Annotated in this window: 4 protein-coding genes and 1 tRNA gene; all 5 read right to left on the bottom strand. The window is 74.8% G+C overall.

Annotated features, from left to right (window positions below; genetic code table 11):
* The coding region (locus tag K6U79_11225) for a DUF2267 domain-containing protein (protein MCL6522924.1) at window positions 1–381 on the bottom strand (381 nt) is incomplete at its 3' end.
* Between the two features lie 3 nt (window positions 382–384).
* A complete protein-coding gene (locus K6U79_11230; GenBank protein MCL6522925.1) occupies window positions 385–1,233 on the bottom strand; it encodes a 2-oxoacid:ferredoxin oxidoreductase subunit beta in 849 nt (282 codons plus the stop codon).
* Between the two features lie 121 nt (window positions 1,234–1,354).
* Window positions 1,355–3,190: a 2-oxoacid:acceptor oxidoreductase subunit alpha gene (locus tag K6U79_11235; GenBank protein ID MCL6522926.1), complete on the bottom strand. Its 1,836-nt coding sequence runs from the start codon at window positions 3,188–3,190 to the stop codon at window positions 1,355–1,357.
* Between the two features lie 224 nt (window positions 3,191–3,414).
* A tRNA-Arg gene (locus K6U79_11240) sits at window positions 3,415–3,489 on the bottom strand.
* Window positions 3,490–3,525: 36 nt separating this feature from the next.
* Window positions 3,526–4,029, bottom strand: a 504-nt coding sequence (folK, locus tag K6U79_11245) for a 2-amino-4-hydroxy-6-hydroxymethyldihydropteridine diphosphokinase (protein ID MCL6522927.1), incomplete at its 5' end; no start/stop codon positions are given.

Genomic DNA, 4,029 nt, shown 5'->3' on the forward strand with positions numbered 1-4,029 from the left:
CATCCCCTCCTGGAGGGCGCCGAAGACGGCGCGCACCTGCCGGATCGCGTCCTCGTCCACGTGGCTGGAGACCAGGTCGAGACCGCCCAGCGTCCGGTCGTAGGGCCCCTCGGTCGGAAGCACGTTGGTCAGCCGCCCCAGGAAGAGCTCCCGGTCGAGCAGCGGATCCGGCTCGGGCGCGGCGAAGCGCTCCATCTCGGCGGAGAGCTCGCCCGGCAGCCGGCTCTCCAACAGTGCCCGGCTCTCCGCGGGCAGCGCCTGGCCCAGCGAGCGGAGAACGCCTCGCACCACCTCCGCCGCCTCCTCCGCCGAGCCGAGGTTTGCGGTCCGGCGGACGCGCTCGTAGAGGCCCGCGGCCCCCTGCCGGAACTCCTCGTCCATCGCTCAGATCAGCTCCCGCTTGAGCGCCTCCCAGGTGGCCTCGTCCAGCTCGTCCAGCGGACGCTCCACCAGGGGGCCCCGCTTCAGGCCGGGCACCCGCTCCTCGTAGGCGGGCACTTCCTCGCTCCGGTAGAAGACGCCCACCGGGATCCGCTCGCCGAACTCCCCGGAGCGCGCCCAGGCGGCGTCGAAGTCGGAGGGGTCGTGGCCCGCCTCCTCCAGGCGGACGATGCGCTCGGCGTACCAGTCGTAGGTGTTGATCTTGTTGAAGGTGACGCAGGGCTGGAGGATGTCCACCAGCGCGTAGCCCCGGTGCCGGAGCGCCGCGCGGATCAGCCGGGCCAGCTCCTTCGGCTCGCCGGCGAAGCCCCGCGCCACGAAGGTGGCCCCCGCCGCCAGGGCGGTGCGGATGGGGTTGACGGGACGCTCCGGTGCGCCCTCGGGCGAGGTGGTGGTCCGCGTCCCCTGGTCTGTGGTGGGCGAATACTGACCCTTGGTGAGGGCGTAGATCTGGTTGTTCTCCACCAGGTGGACCAGCCCGGGGTTGCGGCGGCAGGTGTGGAGCCAGTGATTTCCGCCGATGCCGTAGGCGTCGCCGTCGCCGTCCACCACCACCACGCGCAGGTCCGGGCGGGCCAGGCGAAGCCCGGTGGCGACGGGTAGCGGCCGGCCGTGGAGCGTCATGAAGCCCAGGACGCGCATGTAGTCGGGAAGCTTCGAGCCGCAGCCGATGCCGGAGACGACGGCCACCTGGTGGGGAGCGAGGCCCTCCTGGACCAGCGCCTCGCGCAGGGCGGCCAGGATGGCGAAATCGCCGCAGCCGGGGCACCAGGTGGGCCGCTGCTCGCTCATGTAGTCGCGCGCCACGGGCGCCCGCCCCGTACCGGCGCCCGCCGGGCGGCCGTCCATGCCCGCCGCCCGGCCGTCCCGGACGGGAGCCGCCCGCCCGTCCGCCCGCGGCTCCCCGCCCCGCTCAGCGGACACCGGCGCCCACCTCCCGCAGCACGCCGCGCGCGATCTCCCCCGGCTCCAGCGGCCTCCCGTCGTACCTCCGCACCAGCCCCTCCGCCTCGTAGCCGGTCATCATGCGCAGGAAGCGCCGGAACTGCCCCGTGTAGTTCTGCTCCACCACCACCCCGCGGCGCACCCGGCGCAGCTCCCGCTCGGCCGCCTCGCCGGCGAAGGGCCAGAGGTCGCACCAGTGGAGGAGGTTGGCGCGCACGCCCGCCCGGGCCAGCAGCTCCAGCGCCTCGGCGGCCGGTCCCAGCGTCGAGCCCCAGGCCAGGAGCGTCACCTCCGCCTCCTCCGGTCCCAGCCGGCGGGGTCCGCGCATCTCGCCCGCCGCCAGGGCCGTCTCCAGCTTGCGCATGCGCTTCTCCATCATCCGCCGGCGGTTGGCGATCTCCTCGGTGATGTGCCCGGCCTCGTCGTGCTCGTCGCTGGGCACCCCGTAGACGGCGTCGGGATCGCCGGGCAGGACGCGCGGCGAGATGCCGTCGGCCGTGAAGGCGAAGCGGAGGTAGTCGCCGTCGCGCCGCTCCTCCGGCAGCGGCGGCTCGCCGGGACGGCGGGTCTTGCCCCGCTCCGGCGGCACGGCGTCGCGGCGCAGCCGCTCCGGCTCCAGCGTGCGCAGGCTGGAGGCGAGGAACTGGTCGCTGAGGAGGATGACCGGCACCTGGTACTTCTCGGCCAGGTTGAAGGCGCGCATGGCCGCCTCGAAGGCCTCCACGTGGTCGCCCGGCGCCAGCACGAAGCGCGGGAACTCGCCCTGCGAGGCGTGGAGGACGAAGAGCAGGTCGCCCTGCTCGGTCCGCGTCGGCAGGCCGGTGGAGGGACCGCCCCGCTGCACGTCCACCACCACCACCGGCGTCTCGGTCATGCCCGCCAGACCGAGCGCCTCAGTCATCAGCGAGAAACCGCCGCCGGAGGTGGAGCACATGGCGCGCGCCCCGCCGAAGCCGGCGCCGATGGCCATGCAGACGGCCGCCAGCTCGTCCTCGGCATGCTTGGTGACGATGCCCAGCGGCTCGGCGTGCGCCGTCATCCACTCCAGGATGGTGGTGGCGGGGGTCATGGGATAGGCGGCGACAAAACGGCAGCCCGCCGCCAGCGCCCCCAGGCAGAGCGCGTGGTTGCCGTGCAGGAGCATGCGTTCGGGCTGCCCCTCGCGGCCGGGCAGGCGGTAGCGGAAGCGCTCCGCCGCCGGATGGCGGAGCATTTCGGCGTAGGCCTCGCGCGCCACGGCCAGGTTGGCCTCGACCACCCGTTCGCCCTTGCGCGCGAAGTTCTGGCGGACGACCTCCTCCATACGCTCCAGGGGAAAGCGGAGCAGCCCGGCGGCGGCCGCCAGCGCCGCCGTGTTCATCATCACCTTGCTGCCGTGGCGGAGGGCGATCTCGTTCATGGGCACGGGTACCGGCAGGCGTCCGGCCCGCTCCACCGCCGCCGCGTCGAGGCGGAAGGAACGGTCGTAGACGACGGCGGCGCCGTCCGCCAGGTTTTCCAGGTGGAGCTCCACCGACTCGGCGGTCAGGGCCAGGAGCAGCGCCGGCGGGTCCAGGTGCGAGGCGACCGGCCGCGTCGCGGCGCGGATCTGGTAGAAGTTGTGGCCGCCGCGGATGCGCGAGCGGTAGTCCGCGATGCTGAAGACGTGGTAGCCGGCGCGGGCCAGGGCGGTGGAGAAGCCGGCGCCGCTGGACTCCACCCCCTGCCCGGCGTCGCCCCCGATCACCAGGCTGACGTCCTGCTCCTCGGCCTTTCGGCCCGGCTTTCCGTCGCCGGCGGAGAGCGTGGCCCATCCCTCCCCCAAGCCGCGGCGCGGCTGCGCGCGGCGGGCCGGGCCGCCCGGGCCCCGCCCGCCCGCGGCGGCGAGGCCCGGCGACCTGGTCGCGCTTGATTCTCTCTCCGGGGCGCCGGGCCTATGCGGGGCCTCCTGTTCAGGGACTGGTCAGGGGAGGGTGGCTTCAGGGCAAGGTGGCGGGGGCGGCGATCCCCCGGGACCGCCGCTCCCGCGCCAGAGCCGAATCGGAAAGCTGGTGCGCCTAGGAGGATTCGAACCTCCGCACCCGGCTCCGGAGGCCGGTGCTCTATCCCCTGAGCTATAGGCGCGTCGACAGGTGCATTATAGCGCCGGCGCTCCGGCGCTCACAACGTGGCCCGGTACCAGCCGCGCGGCCGCAGCAGGCGCACCGCCGGCGCCCCGGCCCGGGCGCGCAGCTCCGCCGCCGCCTCCGCCACGCGCCTCCCGTCCGCCAGGCGCAGCTCCGGGGCCAGCTCGGCCAGCGGTTCGAGGACGAAGGAGCGTTCGCCCAGGCGCGGGTGGGGCAGCGTCAGCTCGCGGCCCGCGCGGGCGACGCCCTCCAGCCAGAGCAGGTCCACGTCGATGCGCCGGGGGCCCCAGCGAACCCCCCGCACGCGGCCCAGCGCCGCCTCCACGGCCAGCGCCCGCCCGAGGAGCGCCTCGGGCTCCAGCGCAGTGGCCACGGCCGCCACCGTGTTCAGGAACCAGGGCTGCTCGCGCACCCCCACCGGTTCCGTCTCCCAGAGGCCGGCCACTGCCTCCAGGCGGATCCCGTCGCCGTCCAGCAGGTCCAGCGCCGCGCGCAGCTGCGCCTCCCGCTCCCCCAGGTTGGCGCCCAGCCCCAGGAA

This window comes from Bacillota bacterium, from assembly GCA_023511835.1.
Lineage (GTDB): Bacteria > Bacillota > Sulfobacillia > JAIMAT01 > JAIMAT01 > JAIMAT01.